This window comes from Curvibacter cyanobacteriorum, assembly GCF_028649475.1.
GTDB lineage: Bacteria > Pseudomonadota > Gammaproteobacteria > Burkholderiales > Burkholderiaceae_C > Curvibacter > Curvibacter cyanobacteriorum.
In genome coordinates this window covers 686,429-697,379 of record NZ_JAQSIP010000003.1, presented here as the reverse complement: position 1 = coordinate 697,379, position 10,951 = coordinate 686,429, and the positions used below count along the sequence as shown (strand labels likewise).

12 protein-coding genes are annotated in these 10,951 nt (G+C 71.5%); all 12 read right to left on the bottom strand.

What is annotated here, in order from left to right:
- Window positions 1–258 precede the first annotated feature (258 nt).
- On the bottom strand, window positions 259–951 hold the full coding sequence (locus PSQ40_RS09620) for a phosphatase PAP2 family protein (protein WP_273951138.1): 693 nt from the start codon (window positions 949–951) through the stop codon (window positions 259–261).
- Between the two features lie 139 nt (window positions 952–1,090).
- On the bottom strand, window positions 1,091–1,705 hold the full coding sequence (locus tag PSQ40_RS09615; RefSeq protein WP_273951137.1) for a hypothetical protein: 615 nt from the start codon (window positions 1,703–1,705) through the stop codon (window positions 1,091–1,093).
- A 155-nt stretch (window positions 1,706–1,860) separates the two neighbouring features.
- Window positions 1,861–2,256, bottom strand: a complete 396-nt coding sequence (locus PSQ40_RS09610) for an MAPEG family protein (RefSeq protein WP_273951136.1) — start codon at window positions 2,254–2,256, stop codon at window positions 1,861–1,863.
- 144 nt (window positions 2,257–2,400) lie between these two features.
- Window positions 2,401–3,831: a homoserine dehydrogenase gene (locus PSQ40_RS09605; RefSeq protein WP_273951135.1), complete on the bottom strand. Its 1,431-nt coding sequence runs from the start codon at window positions 3,829–3,831 to the stop codon at window positions 2,401–2,403.
- Window positions 3,832–3,925: 94 nt separating this feature from the next.
- A complete protein-coding gene (locus tag PSQ40_RS09600) occupies window positions 3,926–4,075 on the bottom strand; it encodes a hypothetical protein (RefSeq protein WP_273951134.1) in 150 nt (49 codons plus the stop codon).
- A 75-nt stretch (window positions 4,076–4,150) separates the two neighbouring features.
- Entirely contained in the window at window positions 4,151–5,659 is a 1,509-nt protein-coding gene (locus PSQ40_RS09595; protein WP_409338569.1) for a cobyric acid synthase, read from the bottom strand.
- Complete coding sequence (locus PSQ40_RS09590) at window positions 5,656–6,723, bottom strand: aminotransferase class I/II-fold pyridoxal phosphate-dependent enzyme (RefSeq protein WP_337961825.1); 1,068 nt, start codon at window positions 6,721–6,723, stop codon at window positions 5,656–5,658. Before PSQ40_RS09590 ends, PSQ40_RS09595 begins: the two co-directional genes overlap by 4 nt.
- Entirely contained in the window at window positions 6,720–7,724 is a 1,005-nt protein-coding gene (gene cbiB / locus PSQ40_RS09585) for an adenosylcobinamide-phosphate synthase CbiB (protein ID WP_273951133.1), read from the bottom strand. Before cbiB ends, PSQ40_RS09590 begins: the two co-directional genes overlap by 4 nt.
- A complete protein-coding gene (gene bluB / locus PSQ40_RS09580) occupies window positions 7,717–8,400 on the bottom strand; it encodes a 5,6-dimethylbenzimidazole synthase (protein WP_409338575.1) in 684 nt (227 codons plus the stop codon). The genes cbiB and bluB overlap by 8 nt, the downstream gene beginning before the upstream one ends.
- Window positions 8,401–8,507: 107 nt before the next feature.
- On the bottom strand, window positions 8,508–9,077 hold the full coding sequence (cobO, locus tag PSQ40_RS09575) for a cob(I)yrinic acid a,c-diamide adenosyltransferase (RefSeq protein ID WP_273951132.1): 570 nt from the start codon (window positions 9,075–9,077) through the stop codon (window positions 8,508–8,510).
- Entirely contained in the window at window positions 9,067–9,897 is an 831-nt protein-coding gene (locus PSQ40_RS09570) for an ABC transporter ATP-binding protein (protein WP_273951131.1), read from the bottom strand. The genes cobO and PSQ40_RS09570 overlap by 11 nt, the downstream gene beginning before the upstream one ends.
- Entirely contained in the window at window positions 9,894–10,922 is a 1,029-nt protein-coding gene (locus tag PSQ40_RS09565) for a FecCD family ABC transporter permease (RefSeq protein WP_409338574.1), read from the bottom strand. Before PSQ40_RS09565 ends, PSQ40_RS09570 begins: the two co-directional genes overlap by 4 nt.
- Window positions 10,923–10,951 lie beyond the last annotated feature (29 nt).

Sequence of the window (10,951 nt, the reverse complement as noted above, 5' to 3'; positions counted from 1 at the left end):
GCCCGTGACGCCGCCGTGTCGGTGGACGCCAAGTCCCGCGTGCTGCCCGAAGTCAAGTCGGCCCTGACCCGCGCTGAAGTGCGCCAGGCCGCCGCCACCGCCAACCGCGCTGGCCAACTGCACACCGGCGAACTGAGCTTCTGAGCCGCTTCAGGTGGGGCAGCTTGCCCCACCCACACAGCACAAAGCCCGCTTCGGTGATGCACCAGAGCGGGCTTTGACACGTTGAGCAGCTTGAAAACGGTGGGCCGAAACGCCTCAGTGGATGGCCACAGACTGCACCCCAGGCATGGCCTGGGCGCGGGCCCGCCAGCCGCCGGAGGCTTTGAGCTGCTCCCGGGTGAAGGGCTTTTCGGCACCAGAGAGGCGAATGGCCAGTTGCATCTCCCATTCATGGGTCGGCAAATAAGTCACTTGGCGGCCTGCAAAGGCCAGCAAAAGCGCCAAAGGCAGCCAACGAGCCCAACTCGGCGTCGGGTTCAGGCGGCCCAGGGCCAGCAAGGCGGCGCCACTGACCAGCGTGCCCAACAACCAGGCCGACATGACCTCGCTCCAACTGTGGGCCCCCAGTTTGACGCGGGACACCCCCACCAAAATGGCCAGCGACCAGCCCAGCAAGGCCAGCAAGACGCGCAGGCGCCCACCTTGTGGTGCCAGAAAAGCCCCCAGCAACGGTGGCAGCACGGACGTGGCCAACACCGCATGACCGCTGATCCCGGTGAAATTGACCGCGGCAATGCCGTAGCCCCAGCCCATGAACATCAGTTTGGTCAGCAGGGTCAGACTGGCGGCCAAGCCCAGGCTCAGGCCCCAGCACAGCAAGGCGCTGCGCTGACCACCGCGCCAGAGGCCCAAGGCGGCCAACCACCAGACCGGCAGGATCAAACCGGCCGAGCCCAGGTGGGTGATGGTTTCCCAGGTACGGTACCCGAGGGGGAACAACTCACTCATGGTGCGTGAAGAACAATCGAAAAGCGTGGCAAACCACAGGACAGGGAGGCCTCGGCGGCGCAGGCCCCGAGGTCGGCCGGAGTGTACCGGCACTAGGGTTTATACCTGTTTCAAGGGGTTTTGCGGCCCCCGCCAGGGCTCAAGCGCCCACCAGGGCCAAGTAAGCCTGACGGGTTTCGGGCGACACCGCGGCCAACACCTGGGCATGCGAGGTCTTGTGCCGGGCCAGCAAACGCGCCGACGCCACGGCTTTCGATTTGCAGTACCAGTGGCAGCTGTGCTGCATCAGGAACAACTCGGCCGACAACTGGAAGGCGCGGTCCCGCGGTGACAGGCCGGCGGCCGCGCTGCCGCCCTGCACGCTCTGGGCCAGGCCCCGGGCATGGATCTTCAGCAGCTCCCGCAGGTCAAACGACAGGCTTTGCGGCAGGCGGTCCGCCCACGGCAGGGCCAGGGGCAGGCGGCTGACCCGGGTCAGCGCGCCATCGACACGCGCGAACTCATTGGCAAAGCGGTTGAACTGGTCGCTGAGGCTGGTTTCACAACCGGTGAGCACCTGCCAGACCTGCTCACGGCGTGCCGGATCGCTTTCGCCCAGGGCCCGCAGGTAGCCCTCGGTGAGCGTCTCCATGAGCTTCTCGATCTGGTACTGCCCCAGCACGCTGCCCAGCAGCGCGATGCGGCGCCGCTGCTCCTGGGCCTTGAAGAAATGACAGGCAATGCCCCCCAGCAGGGCCAACAAAAAGAGATCCATGACGTGCGCGCGCTTCGATGGCAAAAAGAGTTCGAGTGTAGCCAGCCATGAGCCCGACGGCCCCCAGCAAGCCCCGGTCTAGGGGCATGTCCCAAGGCGGCAGTCGAGGGACCGCCAGCCGGCCTGCAGTGCAGGCGCAGGCGCTGGACGCCCGCTCAAGCCAGCAGCTGCCGGCCCACGCCCCAGGCTGCTTGCAGGCCCAAGGCACCACTGGCCAGCAGCGCCAGGCCAAAGGCGGGGCCACGCCCGGCCGGGTCTGCCAAGTAAGCCTGGGCGTACCACAGCCGCCCCAGCAGCCAGACCGCGCCCGTTGCGGCCGCCCACAGGTCCTGCCCCCAAGCGGCGGCCAGCCACAGCAAGGGCAAGGTCAGCACGGTGTTCTCGAGGGTGTTCATCTGGATGCGGTAAGCGCGCTCGAACATCGGGTGCCCCGTGACGGCCGGCGCGTGGATGCTGTAGCGCCCACGCGCCCGGGCCACCCCCATGCCAGTGCCCAGCAAGAGCAGCACCATCAACAAAGTGATCACAGAGGTCAAAGGCCAGGCGGTCATGGTCAATCCGTTCCAAACAAAGCGGCAGCGGCGGTCACCGGCACGGCACGACAGGGGCCTCGCCCGGTGGGCATCGGCCGTTTTTACCATGGGCCACCGCCCGCCCCCGGGCCGGCATGGGCGCGGGCTCGGGGCGCGCGCCCGTCAAGCCGACAGCCCGTCGTCGTGTCCGGTCAGCCCCAGGGTCTCGATGCGCAGCCGCACCGGCGGGGCAGCCGACCAGGGGCTGGCCGCCAGCTCGGCGGTCAGGGCTTGCCAGACCGACTCAGGCGCCGGCCCGCCCAGCAAGACCCAGGCGGACGCTGATTCGGGCGTGGCCTGCCCCCCCGACCCGGACGCCACCGCGGCCTGGGGCTGCAAGCGCCGCACCGGCACCCTGTGCGCCGCGAGGCGTTCGCTCAGCAGGCGCAAGCCGGCCTGGGCGCTTTGCACCGGCCAGCGCAGGTAGCAGGCCGCCACCGACGCCGACAGGGCCTGCACCGGCCGTGGCCGCAGCGCCTCTGGGTGGAAGGCCAGGTGTGGCACGCGCAGGCCAGCGGCCGGGCCTGGCGGTTGACGCGCCAGATCGACCAGGTCGGCAATCACCGCCGCGCCCGTGGGCTCGCCCCCGGCGCCAGCGCCGCCGTAGGCCACCACGCCCGAGGCATCGCCGTGCACCAGGATGCCGTTCAGCGCCCCCTCGACCGAGGCCAGGGGGTGACGCCGCGGCAGCAGCACCGGTTGCACGCGCAGCGACAGGGGCGCGTTCGCCTCCGGGCCCAGGGACTGCGCCACACCCAGCAGCTTGATGCGGTAGCCCAGCGCCTCGGCCTGGCGCACGTCCTGGGCCTGCAGGTCGCGGATGCCCTGCACGGCCACCTGCTCAAACTGCAGCGGCGTGCCAAAAGCCAGCGCCGACAACAGCGACAGTTTGTGGGCCGCGTCGATGCCGTCGACGTCAAAAGCCGGGTCGGCTTCGGCGTAGCCCAGGCGCTGGGCCTCGCGCAGCACCGCGTCGAAGTCCTGGCCGGTGTCACGCATCTCGGACAGGATGAAATTGCTGGTGCCATTGATGATGCCCGCCAGCCAGTCGATGCGGTTCGCGCTCAGGCTCTCACGCAGCGCCTTGATGATCGGGATGCTGACCGCGACCGCCCCCTCAAAGGCCACGCTCACGCCGCGCGCGGCGGCCGCGGCAAAGATCTCGTCACCATGCAGCGCCAGCAAGGCCTTGTTGGCCGTGACCACCGATTTGCCCTGCGCAATCGCCTGCAAGACCCATTCGCGCGCCAGCGTGGTGCCGCCCACGGCTTCCACCACCACGTCGATGTCGGGGTCGCGCAGCAGGTCGGCCACCTCGACCCGGCGCACCTCGGGCGCCAGCAAGGGGGCGGCGCGCTCACGGCGACGCACCGCCACCTGGGTGATCACCACGGGGCGACCCGCCCGCGCCGCGATCGCGGCCTGGTTGCGTTGCAGCACGCGGTAAGTGCCCAGGCCCACATGGCCCAGGCCAATGAGGCCCACCCGCAGGGCGGGGGCAGGCGCGGGCGCGCCCGCCAGGGGCGCACAGAAGGCTTCAGGATCTTGGTACACAGTCATCTCCGAACAAAAAGAAAACCCAGCTGCCGGGCTGGGTTCGTTCGGGGACAAGACACCAGGGGCAGCCGGTACGGCCACCCCAACGCTGCTAGGGGGCCGCGGTGGTCATGGTGCTAATCATCATGGTGCTGAGGTTCATGCCGTCCAGGGCCGACACCCCCGTCCGTGCGGACACGGCAGCGCCCACGCTCAGCCACAGGGCGCCGCGCGGGGACAGGGGGAAGTTCTGGAACGTCATGCCGGACAGTCTACAAGAAAACCGCGGTCGGCCCGCCCGCGCCGCGCAGGCCGGCGTCAGCGCGGGGCACCGGCCTCAGCGCGGAGCGCGGGCCTCGGCTTGGGCGGCGGCCCGCCAGGCGGGGTCAAAGTAACGGTCAATGCCCTCACCCAGGCCCTGAAACACCTGCTCCAGGGTGCGCGCCTGGGCCCCAAACAAGGCCTGCAGCACCCGGGCGTCTTCGAACAAACCATGCAGGTACAGGCCCAGCACGTTGCCGGCGGCGTTCTGCCAGGCCAGGCCCGGGATCAACTCGCGGGCCACATCACCGGCAGCGGCCATGGCCGGGTGCTGGGCGGTCTGGCCGTGGTGGATCTCATAGCCTTGCACCGGGCAGTCGGCCAGCGCCGACCAAGCGCCTTGCGCCGCACCAAAACGGCTTTGCGCGTGGCGCACCGTCTTGTCGGGCGCGAAGGCGGTGACCAGGGGCAGCAGGCCCAGACCGGGCGCGTTGCCATCGATGCCGTGGGTGTCGATCAAGGCCTCGCCCAACATCTGCAGGCCACCGCAGACGCCGAGCACGCGCCCGCCACGGGCGGCGTGCTCGGCCACGGCTTGGTCCAGGCCCTGGGCACGCAACCAGGCCAGGTCGGCGGCGGTGGCCTTGCTGCCGGGCAGGATGATCCAGTCCACGCCCTGCACTTCGGCGGGGGTGCGGGCCCATTGCAGGCGCACCCCCGGCACGTTCTTGAGCGGCTGAAACTCATCGAGGTTGCTGATGCGCGGGTAGGCCAGCACCGCGATGCGGGTGTGCACCGCGCCCGCGGCACCGCGGCTGCGGTCGTCGAACACGCCGTCCTCCTCGGGCAGGCCGTGCTCCCACAGCATGGGGATGACGGCCACGGTGGGCACGCCGGTCAGGTCCTGCAGCATCTCGGGGGCCGGCGCCAGCAGGCTGGCGTCGCCGCGGAACTTGTTGAGCACAAAGCCCTTGATCAGGGCCCGCTCGTCCTCAGGCAGCAGGGCCCAGGTGCCGAAGAGGTGGGCAAACGCGCCACCGCGGTCGATGTCGCTGACCAGCAGGCAGTCGGCCTGGGCGTGGCGCGCCACCCGCATGTTGACGATGTCGCTGGCGTGCAGGTTGATCTCGGCGGGCGAGCCTGCGCCCTCGATCACCACCACATCGTGGTCGGCACGCAAGTCGTCCAGCGCCTGCGCGATGGCCGGCCAGACGTGTTCGCTGCGGCCGCGCCAGGGCATCTCGGTCAGGGCCTGGTTGACCTGGCCCAGCAGCACCACCTGGCTGCGCGTGTCGGCCTCGGGCTTGAGCAGCAAGGGGTTCATGCGCACCTCGGGCTCGGCCCGGGCGGCCAGGGCCTGGAAGTACTGGGCGCTGCCCACCTCGCCCTCCCCGCCTTGCAGGCCCGCCACCACGCGGGCGTTGTTGCTCATGTTCTGCGCCTTGAAGGGCGCGACCTTGAAGCCCTGGTTGCTGTACCAGCGGCACAGCGCCGTGGTCAGCCAGCTTTTGCCAGCGCCGCTGGTGGTGCCCAGCACCATCACGCAGTGCGCGGGGCCGGAGGTGATTCGGGAGGGGCTCGTCATGGGGTCCATTCTGAAGGCAGAGCGGGCGGTGGCCCTTGATGCAAAGCGGCTTGCAACACGGCTTGCGAGGCCGGCGGCAGCACGCCCAGGCGCCAGTGGCCGGGCAGGCCAAAAGAGCGCGCGTCGCGCAGCTTGAGCCCCTCGCGGCGCCAGGCCGGCAGGGCGTGTTGCCAGGCGGGGGGAACCGCGACGCAGAAGTAGTTGGCCTGGCTGGGCAGGACGCGCCAGCCCAGCGAGGTGAACAAGGCTTGCTGGCGGGCTTTCCAGTCGGCCAGCGTGGCGCGGGCCTGCTGCAACCAGCGCGCCGCCTCGGGCTCGCACCAGGCCTGCAACAGCGCCACGCCCTGCGCACCGAGCGGCCAGGAGGGGCAGAGGTCGGCCAGCGCGTGGACCGCCTCTTCGGCCCCGGCAGGCGCGAGGGCATAGGCGCCGCGCACCCCCGTCAGGCCCAGCGACTTATTGGGTGAAAACAACTGCCAGACCTGGTCCAGCGTCGCGGCGCTCAAGGCGCAGTGGCCGCTCAGGCGCAGCGGGTGGTAGGCGCGGTCCAGCACCCCCCAGGTGGCGCCGTCGAACACCGTGGCCGCCACCCCCTGCCCCAGCGGGCTGCCCGGGTCACAGGCCCAGCGCAGTCGGGGCAGTTTTGGGTCCGCGTCGTCAGTGGGCTCGGCGCCATCGGCGTAGCTTTGCAGCGGCAGCCCCCAAGCCTGCGCGGCCTGGGCGTAGTCGCCATAGGCATGGCGCGGCACCTCGACCGCGGCCCCCCCATGGCGTGCCCGCCAGGCGGTGAAACGGAAGATGAACTCGCTGGCACTGCCTGCCAGCACCACCCGCGCCGGGTCCACGCCGTGGTGCTGCGCCAAACAGCCGCGCAGGTGCTGGTAGTGCGCGTCGGGGTAGCGCGTGACGTCAGCGCTCAGCACGGCGCGCCAGGCGCTGGGACAAGGGCCACAGGCGTTGCTGTTGGTCGAGAAGTCATGCGCGGGCACGCCCGCGGCGTCGGGGCCACCGTGCTCGCGCGGGCGGCCCTGCGCCGCCGCCATCAGGGCGGGCAAGGGGTTCACCAGGGCCTCCCGACCGCCCAGGTCAGCAGCATGCCCAGCCCGCCCCCCAGCAGCACGGCCCGGCCGGCCAGCGCGATGGCGCGCTCGGTGTGCACGGCCTCGGGCGCAGGTGCACCGGGGTTGAGGGTGTAGACCCCGGGCTTGGCCAGGCGCACCGACAGGCGCAAGGCCAACGCGGCCATGGGCCAGCCGCTGTTGGGCGACGGGGTCTGCCGCGCCTGGGTGGGCAAGGCGCGCCACAAGGCCCCGCGCCCACCAAGCAACAGGCCCGCGGTCAGTCGCGCGGGCACCCAGGACAAGGCGTCGTCAGCGCGGGCCGCCCATTTGCCGGCCCAGGCCCAGTAACGCCACTCGCCCGAGGCACTGCGGCGCCAGCCCGGGTAGCCCCACATGGCGTCGGCGGTGTTGGCAAAGCGGTACAGTGCCGCGCCCGGCAGACCGGCCACGGCAAACCAGAACAGGGGCGCGATGACCGAGTCGTTGAGGTTCTCCGACAGCGATTCCAGCGCGCTTTCGCGCACCTCGCTGGCACTCAGTGCGCTGACGTCGCGGCTCACCAGCCAGGCCAGGCGCTGGCGCCCTGCGTCCAGCGATTGACCCAGTGCGGCTTCGACCGCCTGCACCTCGAGGCGCAGCATGCGCCAGGCCAACAGGGGCTTGAGCAACAGGCCCAGCCCCAACACCGCGGCCAGCGGGCCCAGGCTGAGCAGCGCTTGCTGCAAGCCCGCGGCCACGGCCACCGTCAGCGCAGCGCCAGCGCCCCACAGCGCCGCCCCGGCCAGGCCGCGCCGAAGGTCGCGCCGCCCCTCGGGCGACGGACCAACCCCGCGCTGCGGCGCCAACCACCGCCCCGCCCAGCCCAGGTAATGCCCCATCCAGACCACCGGGTGCCAGCGCACGGGTGGCTCGCCCAGGGCGTGGTCCACCGCCAGCGCCACGGCCAGGGCCGCCGCCAGCCACCACGAGGGCACCGCCCCCCCCGGGGACACCCACTCAAGCAACGCGGCCTCCCGGCGCCGGGACGTCGGGCACCGGCGCCCCCGGCCAGGGCTTGTCGTCGGCCGCTGCAGGGGCCTGATCGGCGGCCGCGAACAGGGATGAGGGCTGGCCCCAACGCTGGTCAAACACCAGCTCGGCCAGCGGCTGGCGCTGTGCCCAGCGTTGCTGTTGCAGCATGGGCTGGTCGTAAAAGCCGGGCACCGGGCCCAGGCACAGCAAGGCGATCACCTCGGCCCCCGGCGGCAAGCCGAGTTCCTGTGCCACGGCCTGCGGCTCGAAGATCGACACCCAGCCCAGGCCCAGGCCCTCGGCCCGGGCCGCGAGCCAGAGGTTCTGGATCGCGCAACTGGCCGAGGCCAGGTCCATCTGCGGCAGGGTGCGGCGACCAAAGACATGGCGCTCGCGCCCGTCGCACAGGGCCACCGCCAGCAGCTCGGCGGCGTCCAGGAGGCCCTGCACCTTGAGCTGCATGAACTCGTCCTGGCGCTGGCCCAGGGCCTGCGCGGTGGCCACGCGCTCGGCCTCGACCAGCGTGTGCAGGCGGGCCCGGCTCGCGGGGTCGGTGATGCGCACAAAGCGCCAGGGCTGCATGAAGCCGACACTGGGCGCGGCGTGCGCGGCCGCCAACAGGCGCCGCAGCACCACCGGGTCCACCTGGCCGCCCGCAAAGTGGCGCATGTCCCGGCGCTGCTCGATGGCGCGGTACACCGCGGCGCGCTCGGCCTCGGTGAACGGCGTGGCCGCGACCGACAGCGTGGGCTCAGGCACAGGGTGGGCCAAGGGGCTCAGTCCTCGATGCCGCGCTGCGCGGGGATGCCCGCGCGGAAGGCGTGCTTGATCAGGGTCATCTCGGTCACGGTGTCGGCGATGGCGATCAGCTCCTCGGGGCAACGCCGGCCGGTCAGGGCCACGTGCACATGGCGCGGCCGGTCGCGCAGGGTCTGTAGCACGTCCTCCAGGGGCAGCCAGCCGTAGATCAGCGGGTAGGTGATCTCGTCGAGCACGACCAGAAAGTGCTCGCCCGCCAAGATGGTGTTGCGCGCGCGCTGCCAGCCGTCACGGGCCAGTTGCGCCGAGTGTTCGAGGTCCTTGCTCTTCCAGCTGAAGCCATCGCCCAGGCCCTCGACCGGCACGCCCAGCTGTTCGAACATTCGGTGCTCGCCAAAGCGCGCCGACGGCACTTTCATGAACTGGTAGATGTGCACGGCCTTGCCACGGCCGTGGGCGCGCAGCGCCAGGCCAAAGGCCGCCGTGCTCTTGCCCTTGCCGTCGCCGGTGTTGATGATGATCAGGCCACGGCGCTCGCCCTCGGCTTTGTCATAAGGCTTCTCGGTGGGCGGGGTTTCAATCTGCATGCGGGTCTCGGGAAAAGGAATCAAAAGGGGGAATGACCGGCAGCGCCACCCACTGCCCTTGCAGGGCGTGGATGGCCAGCCGGTGGTCAAACACCTGCTCCAGGCAGCGGTGGGTGGTGGGGTCGTGGGTCGGGCCGTGGTGGCGCAGGCGGCCATCCGCCATGACCACCACATCGTCCGACTGCAGGGCCATGCCGATCTCGTGCAACACACTCACCACCGTGTGGCCCTGGCGCACCAGGGCCCGCACCGTGGCCAGCCAGTCGGCCTGGTGCGGGGGGTCGAGGTTGGCCAGCGGCTCGTCCATCAGCAGCACCGGGGCCTGCACCGCCAAGGCGCGCGCCAACAGCACGCGCTGGCGCTCGCCCCCCGACAGTTGGCCCAGGCTGCGCTCGCGCCAGTCCCAGGCCTGGGTGCTGCGCAGGGCCTGCTCGACCGCCGCGTGGTCGCGTGCGTCGGGGGCCGCCAGCCAGGCGCGGTGGGGCAGGCGGCCCAGCATGACCACGTCCCAGACGCGCAGGTCGTCGCCCGCCTGTTCGCTCTGCCCCAGCCAGGCCAGTTGCTGGCCGCGCACGCGCGCCGGCCAGTCCGCCAGGAGACGGCCCTGGAGTTCGACCTCGCCCTGGTGCGGCAGCAAGCCGGCCAGCACCCGCAGCAAGGTGGATTTGCCCGCCCCATTGGGCCCGACGACGCTGGTCCAGCGGCCTGCGGGCAAGGCCAGGTCGATGGCCTGCAACACGGGCCGACCGCCAAGCTGGGCCTGCACGCCCCGGGCCCGCAAAGCCGGCGCCCGGCCGGGCGGTGCCAGGTGCGCGCTCATGGTCGCCCCCCCAGCCCGCCGCGGCGGTGCATGAGCCACAGCAGGTAGCTGCCACCCAGCACGGCGGTCAGCACACCTACCGGCAGCTCTTGCGGCGCGGTGCACCAACGGGCCAGCACATCGGCCACCAGCAACAAACAGCCCCCGGCCAGGCTGGCCAGCAACAACTGCCAGGCGTGACCGGTTTTGACCAGGCCCCGCACCAGGTGCGGGGCGGCCAACCCGACGAAAGCGATCAAACCGGTCTGGGCCACGGCGGTGCCCGTGGCCAGCGCCAGCACGCCCACCAGCAGCACGCGCAAGGCGCCCAGCGGCAGGCCCAGGCTGAGGGCTGTGGCCTCGCCGAGCGACAGGCCATCGAGCACCCGCGACGCCGCCAGCGCGGCCACGGCGCAGGCGGCCCAAACGGTGCCCATCAGGGCCGCCGAAGTCCAGCCCACAAAGCCGGTGTTGCCCAGCATGAAGGCCTGCATGGGCTGCATGATGTCGGGCACGCGCAGCAAGAGCAGCGAGGTCACGGCCCCCAGCACCACCCCCACGATCACGCCGGCCAGCAGCAGGCGCAGGGTCTGCTGCACGCCACGCGCCAGCAGCAGGGTCAGCGCCACCGCGAGCACCGCCCCCACAAAAGCCGCGCCAGTGAGGCCCAGGCGCATCAGCCAGTCGGGCGACAGCAGCATGGCGGCCGGCTTGAGACCGAACAGCACCAGCGCCGTGGCCACGCCCAGCGACGCACCCGAGGCACTGCCCAGCAGGTACGGATCGGCCAGCGGGTTGCGGAACAGGCCCTGCGCCACCGCGCCCGCCAGGCCCAGCAAGGCCCCGGCGGCCAACGCCCCCAGGGTGCGCGGCAGGCGGATGTCGAGCACGATCTGCGCGGCCAGCGGGTCGGTCCACAGCGCGCTCAGGGGGCTGAGGCCGGTGCTGCCCACGCACACGCCCAAGGTCAGCAACAGGCCCGCCAGCAGCCCCATGCACAGCAACAGCGTCAGCGGTCGCAGACCGCTGCGCCGCCCGGGCGGCATGGCGGCCGCCGGCGCCGAGGGCGCAGGCG

Bases quoted from the DNA above. Each gene is read 5' to 3' on its own strand.
- PSQ40_RS09620 (WP_273951138.1), bottom strand. From the start codon at position 951: ATGAGTGAGTTGTTCCCCCTCGGGTACCGTACCTGGGAAACCATCACC.
- PSQ40_RS09615 (WP_273951137.1), bottom strand. From the start codon at position 1,705: ATGGATCTCTTTTTGTTGGCCCTGCTGGGGGGCATTGCCTGTCATTTC.
- PSQ40_RS09610 (WP_273951136.1), bottom strand. From the start codon at position 2,256: ATGACCGCCTGGCCTTTGACCTCTGTGATCACTTTGTTGATGGTGCTG.
- PSQ40_RS09600 (WP_273951134.1), bottom strand. From the start codon at position 4,075: ATGACGTTCCAGAACTTCCCCCTGTCCCCGCGCGGCGCCCTGTGGCTG.
- PSQ40_RS09595 (WP_409338569.1), bottom strand. From the start codon at position 5,659: ATGACGAGCCCCTCCCGAATCACCTCCGGCCCCGCGCACTGCGTGATG.
- bluB (WP_409338575.1), bottom strand. From the start codon at position 8,400: ATGCGCCACTTTGCGGGCGGCCAGGTGGACCCGGTGGTGCTGCGGCGC.
- cobO (WP_273951132.1), bottom strand. From the start codon at position 9,077: ATGCAGATTGAAACCCCGCCCACCGAGAAGCCTTATGACAAAGCCGAG.
- PSQ40_RS09570 (WP_273951131.1), bottom strand. From the start codon at position 9,897: ATGAGCGCGCACCTGGCACCGCCCGGCCGGGCGCCGGCTTTGCGGGCC.
- PSQ40_RS09565 (WP_409338574.1), bottom strand. From the start codon at position 10,922: ATGCCGCCCGGGCGGCGCAGCGGTCTGCGACCGCTGACGCTGTTGCTG.